This is a genomic window from Mesorhizobium sp. WSM3862 (genome assembly GCF_002294985.1).
Classification (GTDB): domain Bacteria; phylum Pseudomonadota; class Alphaproteobacteria; order Rhizobiales; family Rhizobiaceae; genus Mesorhizobium.
This window is the reverse complement of sequence record NZ_NSGE01000003.1, coordinates 387,510-406,046: the sequence shown is the minus strand read 5'-3', so window position 1 is coordinate 406,046 and position 18,537 is coordinate 387,510. Positions and strand designations below refer to the sequence as shown.

The following is an 18,537-nucleotide window of genomic DNA, read 5'->3' as shown; positions in this document are numbered from 1 at the left end:
GGGAAGTGCAGTTCATGAGGTTTTATTCGGTCAACCGCCGTGTTGTCGCGGGTCTGGCGCTCACCGGCTTTATGCTTGCCGCCGCAGGCTGCCAATCGAGCGACAATGGCATTTTGAACTTCGGCTTCAGCAAGAAGGACCCGACCGCGCCGCCACCGCCGCAGGACCCCAAGGTGCTTGCCAGCCAGTTGCGCGCCTACTGCCCGAAAGTGACGCTGCGCGACGGCACCGCCTTCTTCAATACCTATGCCAAGGGCGCCGCCGCCAAGACGAAGAAAAAGAAAGTCGATGCTGGGGCGGACGCTGAAGCCCAGGCAGCCGCAGCCGCACAGACCGGACCGAACGGTCAATCCGTCGACCCCAATCGCGATCCCGCCAAGATCATTTACCAGGCCTCGATCACCGACGTGACGCGCGACTGCACTCACGAAAACGGCCAGCTGACGATGAAGATCGCGGTGGCCGGCAAGGTCGTGCCGGGACCGCTGTTCACGCCCGGTACCGTGACGATGCCGATCCGCATCGCGGTCCAACATGGGCCTGACGTGCTCTATTCGCAGCTTCATCAGTATCAGGTGCAGGTCACCGATCCGTCTGCCGCGACGCAATTCGTCTTCACCGACACCAACGTCGTAGTGCCGGAGCCGACCGCCCGCGACTACCAAGCCTATGCCGGCTATGACGAGAACGCGCCGGCAGCGACGGACAAGTCCAAAGCCAAGAGGAAGAAGCGCGTCGCCGCGGCGGCGACAAACTGATCTTGTTCGCCGCCAATCGCGCTTCCGCGGTTAAGCGTCCTCCGACCACTCCGACAATGCCGCAATTGTGCTGCCGAGTTCCGCCAAACGGCGGATGACGGTTTCGGCGCCCGCTTCGGTCAGCGAGTCGGCATGGCCGGGATAGCTGTGCCCCGCGCCGGTGAAGCCGATGACGCGCATGCCCGCCGTCCTGGCGCCGGTGACGCCGTGCACCGAATCCTCGATGACGAAAGTGTTCTTCGGGTTGGCGCCGAGCTGTTCGGCGGCATAGAGGAACACGTCCGGTGCCGGCTTGGTCTTCTTGCTGGGGATGTCGAGCCCCGAAAAGATGCGGCCGGCGAAGAAGGGCAGCAGGCGCACCTTTTCAAGCATGAACTCGATCCGCTCGGTGCGCGAATTGGAGCAGACGGCGCGCGGCGTGGTCACCGCCGCCACCGCCTCGCGTGCGCCGTCGATGATGCGCACGTCGCTGCGCAGCTTGCGATCGACGAGTTCCTCGGCGCGGTCGATCAGCGAGGCCTGGAAGGGAAGGTGAGATTTTTCCTCGACCCGCATCAGGATGTCCTTGAAGGTCAGCCCGGCATAGGTCTCGGCAAGCTCCTCCGGCGAAATCTCGTATCCGGCCGATGTCAGAAGCTCGGCCTCCACGCGCGCGGCGATGATCTCGGAATCGACGAGCACGCCGTCGCAATCGAAAATGACAAGGTCTGGCTGGGGCATTGGCAATCCGAAAACGGGAGGAAAATGGCCTGACTGGCCCAAGCGGCGCGGCATACACCAATGGGCCGGTGTTCGCAAATCGGTGGCGCAGGCTCTCGCTCGACCTTCACCGAATGTTTACGCTGATCGGTAACCATGACGGCCAGTAAACCGTAACGTGTGCTTTGGGTGTTTTGATGTCTGCCGTGCGTCTTCTCGACGAGCTTTCCCACGCTCCCCAGCAGTCCGAATGGCTGGACACGATCCTCAAAGGCGATTGCGTCGCCACCCTCGACAGGCTGCCGGAAAAGTCGATCGACGTCATCTTCGCCGATCCGCCTTACAACCTGCAACTCGACGGCGATCTGCATCGGCCCGACCAGTCCAAGGTGGACGCCGTCGACGACGACTGGGACCGGTTCGAGAGTTTTGAGGCCTATGACGCCTTCACCCGCGCCTGGCTGCTTGCCGCGCGACGCGTGCTGAAGCCCAATGGCACGATCTGGGTGATTGGCTCCTACCACAACATCTTCCGCGTCGGTGCCAGGATGCAGGATCTCGGCTTCTGGATCCTGAACGACGTCGTCTGGCGCAAGACCAACCCGATGCCGAATTTCCGCGGCCGCCGCTTCCAGAACGCGCATGAGACGATGATCTGGGCCTCGCGCGACCAGAAGTCCAAGGGCTACACCTTCAACTACGAAGCGCTAAAGGCCTCGAATGACGATTTGCAGATGCGCTCTGACTGGCTGTTCCCGATCTGCACCGGCGCCGAGCGCCTGAAGGACGAGAACGGCAACAAGCTGCATCCCACGCAGAAGCCGGAAGCGTTGCTGGCCCGCATCATGATGGCCTCGACCAAGCCGGGCGATGTCGTGCTCGATCCCTTCTTCGGCTCGGGCACCACGGGTGCGGTCGCCAAGCGCCTCGGCCGTCACTTCGTCGGCATCGAGCGCGAGCAATCCTACATCGATGCCGCCAATGAGCGCATCGCCGCCGTGCGCCCGCTGGATGAGGCCGACCTCACCGTGCTGTCCGGCAAGCGCGCCGAGCCGCGCGTCGCCTTCATAAGCCTGATCGACACCGGCCTGGTGGCGCCGGGCGCCACACTTTACGACGCCAAGAAGCGCTGGGCTGCAAAAGTGCGCGCCGACGGCACGCTGGCCATCGGCGACAGCGCCGGCTCGATCCACAAGATCGGCGCCGAGGTGCAGGGTTTGGACGCCTGCAACGGCTGGACCTTCTGGCACTATGAGCGCAGCGGCGGCCTCACCCCGATCGACGAATTGCGCCGCATCGCCCGCCTCGGAATGGAGCGGGCAGGCGGCTGATCCGCTTGAATCGAAAGCTCAACCGATTGCTGCAAGTGATTCAGTTCAGGCCGCAATCCCGAGCCGTTCAAGATCCGCTTGAAGCGCCTTGGCCTCGGTGAACAGCACCGCCTGCCAGCCGGCGGTCTTGGCGCCGTCGACATTCTTCTGGCTGTCGTCGATGAAGAGTGTGGCGGCCGGCTCCAGGTCGAAGGATGCGACGTGACGGTCGTAGATGGCCTGATCCGGCTTGATCAGGCCGATCTCGCCCGAGACGGTGACGCCGCGCGGCCGATTGAGAAAGTCGAAGCGCCGGCGGGCTTCGGCGAACGTGTCGGCGGCGAAATTGGTCAGCATGGTCACATCGCGGCCCCTGTCGATCAGGCCGACCATGATGGCGACGCTGTCGTCATAGGCATGCGGCACCATCTCGTGCCAGCAGCGGCGGAAGTTGCGGATGTTCTCGGCGTGATCGGGGTGTTCGGCGATCAGAAGCGCCTCGGCGTCTTGCCAGGTGCGGCCCCGATCCTGCTCGATGTTCCAGGCGCTGGTGCAGACATTGTCGAAGAACCATTTCCGCTCCTCGGCATCCGGGATCAGCCGGCTGAACGGAAGGTCCGGATCGTAGTGGATCAGCACCTTGCCGATATCGAACACGATGTGGCGGATGTCAGTCATTGCGGTCCTTTCAACGCGGGCGCAGCGGGGCTTGCTTTTTGGTTGCGCCCGGTATCGCTGCCTCGATTACCTTTTTCATGACGGTGGGCAGCGCTTCCCCGGGAATTTCGTGGGCTAGCGACCAGAAATGCCCGTTGGGCGCATCACCCCTGATGTGGGCATGGAAGACGTCGAGTTCGAGCGCGAAATGGGTGAAGACATGGCCGATCCGCCCGGCGCGCCGCCAGTCGGCCGAAATGGGCGCTGCGTCCGCCGTCGTAGCGCCGTCGGCCCGCGCCGTCCACGCCGTGGTCGGCACCTCGGTCATGCCGCCGAGCAGCCCCTTGTCGGGCCGTTTGCGCAGCAGGATGGCGCCGTCATCGCGTTGAGCGACAAAGGCAGCACCGCGCCTGAGCGGCTTGTCGCCCTTGGGCAGGCGGACTGGAAAACGCTCCGGATCGCCTGACAGGATCGCGCTGCAATCCTCGCGCAGCGGGCACAGCATGCAGCGCGGCCGCCGCGGCGTGCAGATCGTGGCGCCGAGATCCATCATCGCCTGGGCGAAATCGCCGGGCCTCGCCCGTGGCACGAGCTTCTCGACCAGCGCTCGGATTTCCGGCTTGGCCTCGCTGAGCGGCGTCTCCACCGAATAGAGCCGCGAGATGACACGCTCGACATTGCCGTCGACGACTGCGGCAGGCCGGTCGAAGGCGATCGCCGCGATGGCGGCCGCCGTGTAGGCGCCGATGCCCGGCAATTCCTTCAATCCGGCCTCGGTGTCGGGAAAGCGGCCCCCCCGCTGCGCCACGAGATCGGCGCAGGCTTTGAGATTGCGTGCCCTCGAGTAATAGCCGAGCCCGGCCCAGGCCTTCATGACGTCCTCGGCCGGCTCTGCCGCCAGCGCCTCGACGGTCGGCCATTTCTCGACAAACGTCCGGAAATAGGCTTTCACCGCCTCGACCGTGGTCTGCTGCAGCATGACCTCGGAGAGCCAGACGCGATAAGGGTCGGGTTTTGTCCCACGCGAGAACGCACTCGGCGTCACGCGCCAGGGCAGGTCGCGGTGATGCGCGTCGTACCAGGCAAGCAGGCGGACGGCGATGCTGCTATCTCCGGATACGCACTTCTCGGCTGCGGCCTTGCGGGTCTGGTCTTGCGGTGCCATTGATCGGGTGAGTTAGGATCGGAGAACGCACATGGCAGGGAAAAGGCCCTTCGGCAATCCCGTTCCGGTGAGCGATCTCGCTACCGAGATCCTCGATCCTGTCCTGAAGAAGCGCGCCGGCATCTCGATCGGACTGGTGCAGTCCTGGGAAGAGATCGCCGGGCCGCGCCTGGCCAGCCACTCGCGCCCGGAAAAGATCCAGTGGCCGCGCCGCCTGCATGAGGACGATCCGTTCGAGCCGGCGGTGCTGATCATTGCCTGCGAAGGCATGGCGGCGCTGCATCTTCAGCATGAGGCGGGCGAGGTCATCAACCGCGTCAACGCCTTCCTGGGTTTCAACGCCATAGGCCGCATCAAGATCCTGCAGAAGCCGGTCCTTTCGGCGAAAGCGCGGCCGAAACCGCAACCGCGGCCTCTCAGCGAGGCCGAGAAATCGAAGCTGGCGCGAACGGTCGGCAAGATCGAGGATGATGGCTTGCGCGCTTCGCTCGAGCGGCTCGGCGCGACCATCCTCGGACAAAAAAAGCCCTGAGCATGTCTCCCGAAAGTTCCGGCGGTTTCGGGAAAAGTCGTGGAGCGCGCTGCAAAATTGTCGTCAGTATCGCATATTCGTGATCGCGCCCGAAAAATTTGGCGATTGGATTGGGGATGCCGATGCCTTAATTCGCGCCAACTCTCGCCTTTTCTAGCCCTTGCATTGCAAAATCCAACCGATATCAGGTGATTCGCATGAACCGCTCTTTGTCTCGCAGAAACCTTCTGACCACGCTGGCCGCCGTTCCGGCAGTGGCGCTGCTTGCCGCGTGCAGCGACTCGGGTGAAGAGGCAAAGGCGGCCGATGTGAAGCCCGCCAATCCGTCGACGCCAGCCAAGCCTGCCACGCCCGCGGCCGCTCAGGTGCCGGAAGCGCAGGGCACCGTCGACATGGCGGAACTGCTCAAGCCCGGCGCTTTGCCCGACAAGCAGCTCGGCAAGGACGACGCCAAGGTCACCATCGTCGAATATGCCTCGATGACCTGCCCGCATTGCGCGCATTTCAACGACACAACCTTCCCTGAGCTGAAGTCGAAATACATCGACACCGGCAAGGTGCGCTACATCCTGCGCGAATTCCCCTTCGACCCGAGCGCCGAGGCCGGCTTCATGCTGGCACGCTGCGCCAAGGACAACTATTTCGCCATGGTGGACGTGTTGTTCAAGCAGCAGCCGAGCTGGGTCGGCGTCAGCAACACCAAGGAAGCGCTGCTGCAGATTTCCAAGCTCGCCGGTTTTACACAGGAGTCATTTGAGGCCTGCTTGACGGACCAGAAGCTTCTGGACGATGTGAGAGCAGTCCAGAAACGCGGAGCGGACGAGTTCAAGGTCGACTCGACGCCGACCTTCTTCATCAACGGAAAGACCTACAAAGGGGCGATGTCGATTGAGGAAATGTCGGCCATCATCGACCCTCTGCTCTGACGTCCAGGCCGCGCCGAAGCTGCTTGACTTCGGCATATTGGTCTTTGCGGAGCGGCGCGAATGAAGTTTTCGCGCCTTCGCCTCCTCGGTTTCAAGTCCTTCGTCGAGCCCGGCGAGTTCGTCATCGAACGCGGGCTGACCGGCATTGTCGGGCCGAACGGCTGCGGCAAGTCCAACCTTGTCGAGGCGCTGCGCTGGGTGATGGGCGAAAGCTCCTACAAGAACATGCGCGCGTCCGGCATGGACGACGTGATCTTTTCCGGCTCCGGCGCGCGGCCGGCGCGCAACACCGCCGAAGTCACGCTTTTCCTTGACAATTCGGACCGCACGGCGCCCGCCGCCTTCAACGACGCCGATGAATTGCAGGTGTCGCGTCGCATCGAGCGCGAGGCGGGCTCGCTCTACCGCATCAACGGCAAGGAAGCGCGCGCCAAGGACGTGCAGCTGCTCTTCGCCGACCAGTCGACCGGCGCTCGCTCGCCCTCCATGGTCGGCCAGGGCCGCATCGGCGAGCTGATCCAGGCCAAGCCCCAGGCGCGCCGGGCGCTGCTCGAAGAAGCCGCCGGTATCTCCGGCTTGCACACGCGCCGGCACGAGGCGGAGCTTCGGCTGAAGGCGGCCGAACAAAACCTCGAACGGCTGGACGATGTCGTCGGCGAGTTGGAAAGCCAGATCGACAGCCTGAAGCGCCAGGCGCGCCAGGCCTCGCGCTTCAAGAACCTGTCGGCCGACATCCGCAAGGCCGAGGCGACGCTTCTGCATCTGCGCTGGACGCTGGCCAAAACCCAGGAAGGCGAAGCGCGTTCGGCGCTTGCCGTTGCCACCACGCTGGTCGGTGACCGCGCCGCAGCCCAGATGGCCGCTGCGAGGGAGCAGGGCATCGCTGCCCACCGCCTGCCCGACCTGCGCGACGCGGAAGCGGCCGCGGCGGCGGCCTTTCAGCGCCTGTCGATCGCCAAGACGCAGATCGAAGAAGAGGCCGGTCGCATCCGCTCGCGCCAGGCGGAGCTGGAGCGGCGCCTGCAACAGCTCGATGCAGACATCGCCCGCGAGGAGCGGATGGTGCGCGACAATGCGGACATTCTGGAGCGTCTCCGCGCCGAGGAAGCCGAGCTCAATTCGGACAATGCAGGTGCTGCCGAGCGCGAAGCCACCACCCGCGCCGCCTTCGAGCAGGCCGGCGCGACCCTCTCGCAGAGCGAAGCCAGGCTGGCCGCGCTGACTGCCGAACGCGCCGAGGCGGCCGCCTCGCGCCACCAGATCGAGCGCACTTTGCGTGAAACCGCCGAGCGCCGCGACCGCTTCGCACGCCAGCTTGCCGAGGTCGATCGCGAGCTGTCCGACATCGTCTCGCGCATTGCCGGCTTGCCGGATCCCGCCGAGAAGCGGCTGCTGGTCGAGGATGCGCTCGCCCGCCTGGAAGAGAGCGAGCTAGGCGCCATCGCCGCCGAGCAGGCGGTCGCCGAGGCGCGCGCCGCCGAAAGTGCTGCCCGTCCGCCTCTGCAGGATGCCAAGGCCGAATTGCAGCGCATCGAGACGGAAGCGCGCACGCTGGCCAAGATACTCAACGCCGCGAGCGGCGATCTCTTCCCCTCGGTGCTGGAGCAGATCAGCGTCGAGCGCGGCTACGAGACGGCACTTGGCGCCGCGCTCGGCGAGGACCTCGACGTGCCGCTCGACCGCACCGCCCCGGTGCATTGGGGCGAGAGCGCGGTTCAACCGGGTGACGCGGCGCTGCCCGAAGGCGTGAGGAGCCTGGCGAGTGTGGTCCGCGCGCCGGCACAGCTTGCCCGCCGCCTGGCGCAGATCGGCATCGTCGACGCCGCCGATGGCCGTCGCCTTCAAGCGCAGCTCGCGCCCGGCCAGCGGCTGGTCAGCCGCGACGGCGCGCTCTGGCGCTGGGACGGCTTGACGGCCAGCGCCGATGCGCCGACCGCTGCCGCGCAGCGGCTGGCGCAGAAGAACCGCCTGGCGGAGCTCGATGCCGAGGCCGTGCAGGCGACCCGCGTCGTGCGCGAGGCCGAGGAGGCGCTGACGCGCGCCGAGCAGGCCATGCGCCAGGCGAGCGAGGCCGAGCGCCACGCGCGTCAGGCCGGCCGCGATGCCCAGCACGCACTGGACGCCGCCCGTAACGCGCTGGCCGAGGCCGAGAAGGCCGGCGGCGAGCTGGCCAGCCGCCGTGCTGCCTTGGATGACGCCCGCGCGCGCATCGTCGACAGCCATGAAGAGACGCAAGCCGCTTTCCTCGAAGCCGAGGAGATGCTCAGGGACGCGCCCGATCTCGGCGACCTGCAGCTCCAGCTCGAGCAGGCCTCCGCCAGTGTAGCTCGCGACCGCGCCACGCTTGCCGATACGCGCGCCGTGCATGACGGCCTACGGCGCGAGGCCGAAGCGCGCATGCGCCGGCTCGACGCGATCGGCACCGAGCGCAAGAACTGGCTGGAGCGGGCCGAAAACGCCTCGACGCAGATCGCCGCGCTTGGCGAGCGCAAGGCTGAGGCCGAAGCTGAGCGCGAGCGGCTGGCCGACGCGCCCGACGAGATCGACGCCAAGCGCCGTGCGCTGTTGAGTCAGCTTTCCGAGGCCGAGGCGCTGCGCCAGGCCGCCGGCGATCGCCTGCAGGAAGCGGAGACCAAGCAAGCCGAGCTCGACAAGGCGGCGACCGCGGCGATCCAGTCGCTTGCCGAAGCGCGCGAGACCCGCGTCCGCGCCGAGGAGCGGCTGACCGCGGCCGACGAACGCCGCGCCGAGGTCGAGGCTCGCATCCAGGAAGCGTTGAACACGCCGCCGCATCTCGTCATCAAGCATACCGGGCTAGAGACCGACGACCCGATGCCGGACATGGCCGAGGTCGAGCGCCAGCTCGACCGGCTGAAGATCGAGCGCGAGCGGCTAGGGGCCGTCAATCTGCGCGCCGAGGAAGAACAGAGGGAGCTGTCGGACCGCCTGGAAATCATCGTGTCCGAGCGCGAGGACATCATAGAGGCGATCAGAAAACTGCGCCAAGCGATCCAGAGCCTCAACCGCGAGGGCCGTGAACGCCTGCTGTCGGCCTTTGAGGTGGTCAACGGCCATTTCCAGCGGCTGTTTGCACATCTCTTCGGTGGCGGCACGGCCGAATTGCAGCTGATCGAGTCCGAAGATCCGCTGGAAGCCGGCCTCGAAATCCTCGCCCGGCCGCCCGGCAAGAAGCCGCAGACCATGACGCTGCTCTCCGGCGGCGAGCAGGCGCTCACCGCCATGTCGCTGATCTTCGCCGTCTTCCTTACCAACCCGGCGCCGATCTGCGTCCTCGACGAGGTCGACGCCCCGCTCGACGACCACAATGTCGAGCGCTTCTGCAACCTGATGGACGAGATGTCGAAAACGACGGAAACCCGCTTCGTCATCATCACCCACAACCCGATCACCATGGCGCGCATGGACCGCCTGTTCGGCGTCACCATGGCCGAGCAGGGCGTCAGCCAGCTGGTCTCGGTCGACCTGCAGGCCGCTGAGGCGCTGCGCGAGGCGAGTTGAGGGCGGGCTTGGCGCCCGGAACCGACTGAGTTACGTCTCCGGTGCCGTGGCTGGCGCCGTGTAACGCCGGCGCACGGCCTCCAGCACGCGCTTGCGGCTCTCCTCGGGCGATAGGCTCTTGTCCTTCTCGGCCTCTGACGTCTCGCGGGCGAGTTCCTTGTCCCTGATCTGTTGGCGGAACCATTTGGAATAGTCGCCGGCGCGCAGGTGGTATTCCCAGGTCTTGTCGTCGATGCCTTCCGCCATTTGGGCGAAAATGATCAGATTGTGGGCTCTGAGGTTCATCGCCTTTTCCGGCCCCGTGAAATAGAAACTGCCGGCCTCGTCGAGCTCGCCTTCGGCATATTTGCGGCTGTGCCGCTTCAGCGATTGGTCGGGTTCGATCGCCTTGACCGTGAACGGCTTCTTGCCGTCTTGCGGCCGCCATAGCAGGACCCGGTCACCCTTCGGCGAAGGAATGCTCTTGGGCGCCTCCAGCCCGGCCTCCTTGCAGAAGGTCTTGATCACGCTCTTCGCCTTCGGACCGAGCGCGATGACCGCCGTCACCAGGCGCAGGACCCCGGTCGAAATCGCTTCCGGATGCACGGTGATCAGCACCGTGCCCGGCAGCTCGAGCGACAGCACCGCGCGCGTGTCCTCGCGGCGCCTGGGCAGAAGGTGATGCGCCTCGTCGATGATCAGCCAATGCGGCCTTGCCGTGCGGTAGCGGACGCTGCCGAGGCCTGGCAGCAATTCGGCAAAGAAGTCGGGCCGCTCGTCGACCTTCAGCGCCAGCCCGTTGACCACGATATTGGTGCCAGGCTTTTCGATCAGCTCCAGCAATTGCTCCTTGCTGGGTGTAGTCGAGCCATCACCTAGCGGAACGGCGCCCTCCAGTCCGTCATAGTCGCCCTCGGGATCGAAAATGCAGAACTGCAATCCCTGTTCGGCAAGCCGCTCGGTGAGCGCTGTGGCCAATGTCGACTTGCCGATACCGGAGCTTCCGGCGATCAGAACGGTCTCGACGGGCGACAGATAAACCTTCTTGCCGTTGGCAGTTCCCAGCAGGACGCCGCGCAAGCGCTTGCGAGCTATCAGATGATCCTGCTTTATCAGCTTGCCGATCAGTTCTTCGACACCCTTGCCGCGCGCCTCCCTGGTGACGAGGTCGGCGGTTTCCTTCACGGCGGGCAGTGCGTTGGCGACGGCGACGCTGCAACCCGAAGCCCTGAGGAAGGCGTGGTCGTTCTCGGCGTCGCCGATACCCACCACATTATGCGGCGACAATCTGAGGTCCTTGAGCGCAGCCGCCAGTCCGGTGGCCTTGTTGATGCCTGAGGGCAGGATCATCACCGCGCCCTTGTTGAAGATGATCTCCAGCTCAAGGCCGAGCTCCTTGATGACGTCGAGCACGGTGGCCTGGTGCGGCTCCCAGGTAGCAACGATCGAGCGGCCGACCGAGAGCGGCTTGACGTCGCGCTTCTTCAGTCTGTCGACGAAATCGGCGGAAGGCGAGGGCGAGATCGTTTGCTCTTCCTCGCTCGCCGGCGTGTAGATCAGCGCGCCGTTTTCGGCCACCACCTTGTCGAACAGCCCGACCTCCGGAAACACCTCCTTGAGATCGGGCAGTTCGCGGCCGGTGACCAGGATGAGCTTGCGGCCGGACTTCTTCAGCTTCTTCAGCGCCGACAGCGTGCTGGCGGTGACCAGTCCGTCATGCGCCAGCGTGCCGTCGTAGTCGGTGGCCAGTGCCATGAAATACATCGGGTGATCCTCTCCGCTGCCGGTCGCTCGGTCCGTCTGGAACAAACAACGTCTGTCGGCGGAAAAGGTTTAGGCCGGCGCTTTCGCCTCCCTGGCGCGAACCAGGCTTGGAGAAATGCAATTCATCGGAGAGAGAAGGTTGGCTGGGTTCTGGAAAGGCGGGGCGCTTCTGGTCTTTAGGTCCGTTTGGGGTCGGCGCGTTGCTCCTGTGCCCTCTTGCAGATCTCATCCAATTTTTTTCGGACCCGGTCGTTATCGAACAGCAGCTTGGCGCGTGAGAATCCTCTGCTACGAAGCTCCCATTCGATGGCAAGCCATCCTTCATAATCGCCAGATAACGCAAGTTTCCCGGCTTCGCGCCACATAAGCACGTCACGCTCTCGGGACACACCCTTTCTCCGTGCTTTTGCGCGAAGCATATAGGAGGTCGGGCCGATATTGTCGAGGGACCTGCCCCACCGCTCGCCGCGACCAGAGCACGGACTTCCACTTCATATTGAGACAGCGTGATGTCGAGCTGACGCAAATATCGGTCAGTTCATTGCCGGGCGCTCGACATCCCGGCGTGCGTTCTTGCCCCATAACTCACGGACGAATTTGATCGTCTCGCCAATCGTCCGGATTTCGATGATTTGCAACGATGGAACTCGTGCGCACAGTCTCCGCTCATGGACTGCTCCTGCGAGGCCGGTGGGTTTCGGAGGTGGCAAGGGGGCGAAAGCCGCGTTGAGACCACTGAAGAGAATCCGCGCTGAAATCGCCGCGCCACCCAATTCCCGCGAGAGATATATTGTTACATTTTGAGACACTTTTTTTAAATTTTGTGATTTGCTCCATACCGCTAACCTGGGCTCTTTTGGCCGCGAGCCATTCGGGCTTCAGGCATGTTGGGCAGAAAGGGTGGGGGTGTGAAAGGTCGCCAAGAATGGCCGATACGAATACCATTGTCTTGAGCGGTGACTACGGCTACCGCCAATATAAAGCATCCGGTCTCCCCGCCGACACCACTATCGATGCCAGCAAAGCCTCGTGGATTGTCGCCAATCAGGGAAGCTCCACCAACCTCTATCCCTTCGCGGTCGTCAACCCCGGCGACAACCTCGTGGCGTCGGGCGGCACGATCAACGGCACGGTCTCCCAAACCGGCGCCTGGGAGGACGTTTACGTCAACTCCGCCGCAGTCCGCGTGAATTCAGCCCACAGCTTTGTCATCGACGACTGGACGATCACCAAGCCCTGGGATGGCATCCGTGTCGGCGGCACTGGCACCTTCCTTATCGAGGATACCTATGTCGGCAACTCACGAGACGACGCGGTCGAGGACGACGACGTCATCGGCGGCACCATCCGGGATTCGCTGTTCGACCACGTGTTTTCCGGAGTGAGCCTTGGCGATGGTGACGTGGATGGGTCTGACAACTCGGTCACCATGGATGGCATGCTTCTAGGCATGGGAGAGTACCTTCGCAAAGGCGAGATGACCCACGGTTCGCCATTCAAACTCGACAAGGGCACAGGCGCTGCCGATATCGTGCCCAGCCTGCACTTTATCGACTGCGTGGTGGCGATCACCGACGTTAACCACAACGGCTTGGAACGGGTGCAGCGGGCTTGGGACAAGACGGTCGAGTCGCACGGCAATTACTATCTCAACCTCTCCGACACGCCGCTGCCGGCGGATTATCCAATGCCGCCCGCCGGCTGGACGGTCCTTCAGGGCCAGGCGGCCCGCGACTATTGGGCCCACGCCAAGGCAGCCTGGCACGCAGCCCATGACGGGACGGACCCGCTACCGTCATCTCCGACCGTGCCGACCGACCCGCTACCGTCATCTCCGACCCTGCCGACGGACCCGACCCACGGAACGACCGGGAACGATACATTTGTCGGCACTGCCGCGGCCGATACCTTTGATGGCCTGGCTGGCAACGACACATTGCGGGGCAAGGGTGGCAACGACGTGCTGACCGGTGGCGCGGGCCACGACACCTTTGTGTTTGACACCGCCTATGGCGCGGGCAATGTCGACACACTGACCGACTTCGACGCGGTAAACGACGCGCTCTATCTCGACAACGCCGTCTTCACCCAACTCGGCGCCGGTTCCTCGTCCAGCCCGACGCAGGTGAACTCGTCGTATTTCGAGTTGCGAGAACACGCCACCCATAGCAACGATCACCTGCTCTACAACCGGGCCACGGGCGTCTTGTCCTATGATCCCGACGGCTCGAAATCGGCCCCGCAGGTGGAAATCGCCCACCTGGAGCCCGGAGCGGCACTGACCTATCACGACGTATTCGTCGTTTGATCGTTCATGCGATCGGACCATGGCATGGCGAGGGGCGGGCGCGCCCCCCGCCGTGCCTGGTTCCGACGGTCACCGATCAGAAAGGCGGCGGACGCCGATCAAGTTGCCATAAACGTCGGCCGCATTGATCGCCGCGGATGCGCATGCGCCGGCCTTTGCAGTCGGCGCTGCCATCACCATCCAAACCGATCGGGCCGATGGCGGCGACACCATTATCGGCGGCCAGCTTACTGCGGCGGCGACGCTATTATTGGAAACATTTAGCAACTTGAGTTTCACGCCGCCTCGTTCGCAGACGTCATTTTCACTGCCAGCAAGCGATTAGCTGACTAAGGCAGTTTTGAGGTTTGGACGCTTCAATTCTCTGAGTGAGAATCAGACGCTTAGCGCCATCCTGGATTGGTGGTTCCTGGCGTCCCAGCCGAACTGGATGACCGGTGGATAACTTCCGATGAACGTAAGGCTAGGCTGTCAAAAGGTCGCAACCGATAGCGCGGCTGCTTGGCATGATATATAAACATTGTCTAAAATGATCCCTTAACCAAAAGAGACGATTTCGGGGATGCCCAGTTACACGAATAGAAGGGTGCTGTCGAAGAGCGTGGTCGAAATGGGCCTGTTCTCCGCGGTGATGAACACCCTGGTGCTAGTTCTGCCTCTCTACATGCTGCAGGTCTATGATCGGGTTTTGCCCGCCGCCAATTTGGACACGCTCACCTACCTAACATTGCTTGCGCTTTCGACGCTCTTGCTCTTCGGCGTGCTCGAAGTCGTGCGGGGTGTATACGCAAGCCGGCTCGCGGCGCGACTGGATGTCTCTTTGGGCACATCGTCTTTTCTCGCTGCAATGAGTGGCCCCCGCGCTGGCCTCGGCGATGTTCAAGCCTTGCGCGACTTGGCCACCCTGCGAGGCTTCATCGCTTCGAGGACCATTTTCTTTCTCTTCGACCTTCCTTTCGGGCCGATCTTCGTGGGCCTGCTCTATTTCATCCATCCGCTGCTCTTCCTTGTGACGATCGTCGGAGCGGTTCTCATGGTCGCCATCGCCATTCTGAACCAGGTCGCGAGCTCGCGACCTGGCAAGGAGGCGGCGGAGAGTCTCAACGCCTCGATGAATTCGGCGCAGGCTTTCGCCCGAAACTTCGAAACCGTTCGCGCACTTGGCATGGTGTCCAACGCGATAGAATTCTGGGGCACCCGTTTTTCCGGCTCTCTACACGCCTCGGATGGGCTCGCTCGCATCAATTCGTTTTATGGCGGTGTATCGCGCACCACTCGTTCGACACTGCAGATCGCGATATTGGGGGCCGGCGCTTATCTGGTTCTCCACAACGAGATGACCGCCGGTATGATATTTGCGTCCTCGATGATTTCGGCGCGCGCTCTGCAACCTCTTGATCAGATCATTGGGAGTTGGCGGCAGATCATCGACGCCAATCTTGCCTGGAAGAGGCTTTCAGCTCTCCGGTCCGGGCTCGACAACCAGGAAAACGTAGCATTGCCGGCTCCTGAAGGAGCGCTAAGCGTGGAGCAAATAGTCTATCATCTTCCGGGCGCGGCCGACGGCTCGCTGCCGCTGATCAAGCGCTTGACCTTTGAGGTCGCCGCCGGCGAGACAGTCGCGATTGTAGGGCCGAGCCAGGCTGGAAAATCGACTCTGGCGCGCCTCATCGTCGGTGCGATCGCGCCCCGCTCGGGGGCGATCCGGATCGACGGCGGCGATATTCGGAACTGGGACCCGGAACAACTCGGCCGCCATATTGGTTACCTGCCGCAAGATGTGGAACTCTTCCCGGGAACCATCGCGCAAAATATCGCGCGGTTCGAACCGAATGCGCCCAGCGAGAAGTTGGTTCAAGCAGCCCAGCGGGCCCAAGTGCATGAGCTCATCCTGGGTCAGAGGGATGGCTACTCGACGCTGATCGGCCCGACCGGCGTTCGCCTTTCGGGTGGCGAGCGTCAACGCATCGGGCTTGCTCGGGCCTTCTACGGCGATCCCAAGGTGCTGGTTCTCGACGAGCCCAATGCAAATCTCGATTCCAACGGCGAAGCCGCGCTCGAGCGCGCGATCAGCGGGGCGCGTTCACGAAAAACGACCGTGCTTGTCATAACCCATCGGCCCTCTCTCGCTTCCAAATGCGATCGCGTATTGATGCTACGCAATGGCCAGGTCGAGATCTACGGTTTGACCAAGGGCGTGCTCGATAGACTTGTCGAGCGACGGGCCCAGGCGGGGTGGCCTGCAGCCTCTCAGTCGCGCGAAGGAGTGGTGCCTTTCCCCTCATCTGCTCGAGGCGAGATAAAGGTCGCTAATGACTAGCCAAGCCATCGGCGCCAGGACGTATAGCTGGCAGCGCAACGTCGATACGCGCACAGATCGCATCACGCTGGCGGGGTATGCAAGCGTGTCCGTTTTCTTGCTTGGCTTCGTATTCTGGGGCGCAATGGCGCCGATTGCCGGAGCAACGATCGCGCCAGGAGTGATTGCAGCAGCTGGACAGAATGTCATGATCCAGCATCTCGAAGGTGGCGTGGTCAGCAGCGTCAAAGCTCGAGAGGGTGACAGAGTCTTACGAGGGCAGGCGCTGATCGTGCTCGATCCAACGGTGGCGCAGTCGCAGCTCAACCGAGTCCTCAAACAGTGGGTCGCACAAAAGGCCGAGATCGCGCGGCTCGAGGCAGAACGGGACGGCTTGGAGAAAATCGTCCTGCCCCGCGATTTAGGCGCCTACTCAGACGCGTCCGAATTCAGTGACGTCTTTGCAGAGCAAACCAAGGAGTTCCGGGCTCGGCTAGCGCGCTATGGCGCAGATCAGGAGATCCTTAGGGAACGGGTGGCAGCCCTTCGGGAAGCTGTTGCCGGCTTGAAGGCGCAAAAGGATGCTGCGGCAAACCAGCTCGCGATCGTCAATGCCGAGACGGAACGCAAAAAGCACTTGCTCGACAAGGGACTGACAAATCGTTCTGAATACACCGATCTTCTGCGTAGCACCGCCGAGTTGGTAGGTCAGGAGGGATCGCTGGAGGCGCAAATCGCCAGCGCGGCCACCCAGATCGTGGAAGCGCGCCAGCAGATTGAAAGACTAACAACCACCCGGGTCGAGGATGCCGTCACGGAATTGAACAAGGCCCGGGTAGAGGTGGCCGACCTTGAGGAACAAATCAACGCCGCTCGATCGGTCCTGGTGCGAACGACCATTCGTGCCCCGGCGGACGGCATCATCGTCCGCTCTCTCTACAATTCCGAAGGCAGCGTCATTCGTGCTGGCGAGCCTGCGATGGAGCTCCTGCCGACGAAGGAACTTATCGTCGAGGCAAAGATCAAGCCTGAAGACATCGATTCTATCCGAGTCGGCCAACGCGCGAACATGATGTTCACAGCCCTGAACGCGCGGACCACACCAAAAGTGCCGGGAAAGGTGTTCTACATTTCGGCGGACCGGCTGACCACTCCCAGCACTGGACAGCCCTATTACACCGTGCGGCTTAAGATGGCCGACAAGCTGCCACCGCAGGTCAAGCCCGAGCAGATCTACCCAGGCATGCCGGTCGAAACCTTCATTTCAACCGGCGAGCGAACCTTTCTGAGCTATCTGACCAAGCCACTAGTGGACTCGTTCCAGCGCGCGTTTCGGGAAAGATAGGCCCGATCCTGCCTCCTGCGGCCTTCAACATTACCCGAAGTGGAACTCTTCCGCCGGATTATGCGCAACCGTGGTTCGGCCAGTCACGGTCCTCGGTTTTCACGGCCAAAACGTCGCACGCTCGTAGCGCTCGAGGCGACGGGCTTTGTAGTGGCTGTCTCGCCACGTGATCGAAGGCAAGGACCATCACCTATTGGGCTGCGGTCGCCTTCCTCCTTCCTTGCCATGGTGAGCTGGTCTCGAAAGGATAAGCGGGATGATCCCGTCCATCGCCAGAGTCTCGATCTCGAAGTCAGTTTCAACAGCCGCGGTCCCTTGCACCCGGACGGCATCGAGATGCATCTCGATGACAGCATCTATCCCGGCGACAAGTGGGAGTACCGTCTGCGCCGTGGCGACTTCGTCGCCAAAGCGCACGGCGCGCGGCAACTTGCCTCGCGCAATGTATGGGCGCGGATCCCTGCCGAGAGCGTATGGGTCTTCGCGGCGGCAGCCGCGAAATATTCATTGGTACCAACGCCGCTTGCTCTCGGGGCGGCCTCGTTTAACATTCGGTCTCGCACAATGACGTCACAGCCTCGCATTGCCCTGATCCATGCCACGCCCATCTCGATGGAGTCGATCAGATCGGCGTTCGAAACGCGATGGCCTGGCGTCGAAACCGTCAATATCCTCGAGGACAGCCTGGCAGTGGACCGCGCCAAAACCGCTGACCTGACGAGCGACATGATCCGGCGCATCGAGGCCTTGGCCAGCTATGCCCGTTCGATTGGAACCGATGCCGTGCTGTTCACCTGCTCGGCGTTCGGGCAAGCGATCGAACAGGCCGCGGCGAAGCTGGACGTTCCGGTCCTGAAACCGAACGAGGCCATGTTTGAGATGGCGATCCGCCGTGGCGGCCGCACCGCAATGCTCTACACTTTCCCGCCGTCGAGGGAAGGAATGGAGCAGGAGTTCCGGGACGAAGCCGCCCGTATGGGCCAAGCTGCCACCATCACGAGCTATTTCGTGCCGGGCGCGATCGAGGCGGTGCGTGCAGGAGACGTGGAAACCCACAACCGGCTGATCGCGGCTGAAGCCGCCAAGCTGAAGGATTTCGATGCGATCGTCTTGGCACAGTTCTCCATGGCGCGCGCGCGGGATGCGGTCAAAGCGGCGACGAACATCCCCGTATCGACCAGTCCGGATGCGGCCGTCGCGAAGCTGCGCGTCCTTCTTGGCGCGGACCAACCCGCCTGACCAAAAGAAGGTCCCACGGAGCGCTCAACAGCTGCTC

At 63.2% G+C, this 18,537-nt stretch carries 14 protein-coding genes; 10 read left to right on the top strand and 4 right to left on the bottom strand.

The window, feature by feature from the left end; translation table 11 throughout:
- The first annotated feature begins 14 nt into the window (after window positions 1-14).
- Entirely contained in the window at window positions 15-758 is a 744-nt protein-coding gene (locus CK224_RS10380; RefSeq protein WP_095781698.1) for a hypothetical protein, read from the top strand.
- Window positions 759-788: 30 nt separating this feature from the next.
- Here CK224_RS10380 and CK224_RS10375 read toward each other — a convergent pair whose 3' ends face one another.
- Window positions 789-1,478 (bottom strand): HAD family phosphatase, encoded by a 690-nt coding sequence (locus CK224_RS10375; RefSeq protein WP_095781964.1) that lies wholly within the window; start codon window positions 1,476-1,478, stop codon window positions 789-791.
- 176 nt (window positions 1,479-1,654) lie between these two features.
- On the opposite strand from CK224_RS10375, the gene CK224_RS10370 reads away from it, so the two are divergent.
- The gene (locus tag CK224_RS10370) at window positions 1,655-2,788 is read left to right on the top strand and encodes a site-specific DNA-methyltransferase (RefSeq protein WP_095781697.1); all 1,134 of its coding nucleotides are present in this window, start codon (window positions 1,655-1,657) and stop codon (window positions 2,786-2,788) included.
- Between the two features lie 45 nt (window positions 2,789-2,833).
- Here CK224_RS10370 and CK224_RS10365 read toward each other — a convergent pair whose 3' ends face one another.
- Together CK224_RS10365 and mutY are read right to left on the bottom strand one after the other, a co-directional pair.
- Window positions 2,834-3,445, bottom strand: a complete 612-nt coding sequence (locus CK224_RS10365; protein WP_095781696.1) for an HAD-IA family hydrolase — start codon at window positions 3,443-3,445, stop codon at window positions 2,834-2,836.
- A gap of 10 nt (window positions 3,446-3,455) precedes the next feature.
- Window positions 3,456-4,589, bottom strand: a complete 1,134-nt coding sequence (gene mutY, locus CK224_RS10360) for an A/G-specific adenine glycosylase (protein ID WP_095781695.1) — start codon at window positions 4,587-4,589, stop codon at window positions 3,456-3,458.
- Between the two features lie 31 nt (window positions 4,590-4,620).
- Here mutY and CK224_RS10355 point away from each other — a divergent pair, with 31 nt between their 5' ends.
- The 3 genes from CK224_RS10355 (at window position 4,621) to smc (ending at window position 9,566) form a co-directional block, all read left to right on the top strand.
- A complete protein-coding gene (locus CK224_RS10355; protein WP_067327870.1) occupies window positions 4,621-5,121 on the top strand; it encodes a DUF721 domain-containing protein in 501 nt (166 codons plus the stop codon).
- A 197-nt stretch (window positions 5,122-5,318) separates the two neighbouring features.
- Window positions 5,319-6,047 (top strand): DsbA family protein, encoded by a 729-nt coding sequence (locus tag CK224_RS10350; protein ID WP_067327871.1) that lies wholly within the window; start codon window positions 5,319-5,321, stop codon window positions 6,045-6,047.
- Between the two features lie 60 nt (window positions 6,048-6,107).
- Complete coding sequence (smc, locus tag CK224_RS10345; RefSeq protein WP_095781694.1) at window positions 6,108-9,566, top strand: chromosome segregation protein SMC; 3,459 nt, start codon at window positions 6,108-6,110, stop codon at window positions 9,564-9,566.
- A 30-nt stretch (window positions 9,567-9,596) separates the two neighbouring features.
- Here smc and CK224_RS10340 read toward each other — a convergent pair whose 3' ends face one another.
- Complete coding sequence (locus tag CK224_RS10340; protein ID WP_066997949.1) at window positions 9,597-11,309, bottom strand: HAD family hydrolase; 1,713 nt, start codon at window positions 11,307-11,309, stop codon at window positions 9,597-9,599.
- Window positions 11,310-12,234: 925 nt separating this feature from the next.
- Here CK224_RS10340 and CK224_RS10330 point away from each other — a divergent pair.
- The 5 genes from CK224_RS10330 to CK224_RS10315 all read left to right on the top strand — a co-directional run bounded on the left by CK224_RS10330 (window position 12,235) and on the right by CK224_RS10315 (window position 18,500).
- Window positions 12,235-13,617: a calcium-binding protein gene (locus CK224_RS10330; RefSeq protein WP_095777969.1), complete on the top strand. Its 1,383-nt coding sequence runs from the start codon at window positions 12,235-12,237 to the stop codon at window positions 13,615-13,617.
- A 124-nt stretch (window positions 13,618-13,741) separates the two neighbouring features.
- Window positions 13,742-13,942, top strand: coding sequence for a hypothetical protein (locus tag CK224_RS30730; RefSeq protein WP_128373525.1), 201 nt, complete (start codon window positions 13,742-13,744; stop codon window positions 13,940-13,942).
- 261 nt (window positions 13,943-14,203) lie between these two features.
- The gene (locus CK224_RS10325; RefSeq protein WP_170950237.1) at window positions 14,204-15,937 is read left to right on the top strand and encodes a type I secretion system permease/ATPase; all 1,734 of its coding nucleotides are present in this window, start codon (window positions 14,204-14,206) and stop codon (window positions 15,935-15,937) included.
- Window positions 15,930-17,261, top strand: coding sequence for an HlyD family type I secretion periplasmic adaptor subunit (locus tag CK224_RS10320; protein ID WP_095781691.1), 1,332 nt, complete (start codon window positions 15,930-15,932; stop codon window positions 17,259-17,261). Before CK224_RS10325 ends, CK224_RS10320 begins: the two co-directional genes overlap by 8 nt.
- A 336-nt stretch (window positions 17,262-17,597) precedes the next feature.
- Window positions 17,598-18,500 carry an aspartate/glutamate racemase family protein gene (locus tag CK224_RS10315; RefSeq protein WP_245425877.1) on the top strand — a complete coding sequence of 301 codons (903 nt, stop codon included), beginning with the start codon at window positions 17,598-17,600 and terminating at the stop codon, window positions 18,498-18,500.
- Window positions 18,501-18,537 lie beyond the last annotated feature (37 nt).